The sequence below is a fragment of the Dellaglioa sp. CoH-57-MRSF-22 genome, from assembly GCF_056781895.1.
This window is the reverse complement of record NZ_JBXAXT010000020.1, coordinates 575-902: the sequence shown is the minus strand read 5'-3', so window position 1 is coordinate 902 and position 328 is coordinate 575. Positions and strand designations below refer to the sequence as shown.

The following is a 328-nucleotide window of genomic DNA, read 5'->3' as shown; positions in this document are numbered from 1 at the left end:
GCCCGAAGTCGCGGCTCAGCGTCATCGGCCTCCGCATCGAACCCGGAATCGCGACGTGCTCGGAGCCACGACTCTAGTACATTATGGGCCCCGAGGGACGCACGGATAGCGGCGCGCACCTTTTGAGCTTCTACACTGTAGATACCGGGCTTTCCTTGGTCCAGCGCTTCCCCCGCTGCCTGCACCGCGCAGCACACGAAATAATTCGGTGATACAGTTTTCAATGGTGTTGCCTGCACCAACGAATGTGCCAGCTCCAGCACCGCATATCGAATCTTGTTCATGCTTGTTCTCCGCACCAGTTTTCGAGCATCCACTCGGCCCACGC

Annotated in this window: 1 protein-coding gene; it reads right to left on the bottom strand. The window is 58.8% G+C overall.

Annotation, left to right across the window (positions count from 1 at the left end; translation table 11 throughout):
* On the bottom strand, window positions 1-284 hold a 284-nt coding region (locus AC1RPR_RS07860), incomplete at its 3' end, for a hypothetical protein (protein WP_481763410.1).
* Window positions 285-328: the final 44 nt, after the last annotated feature.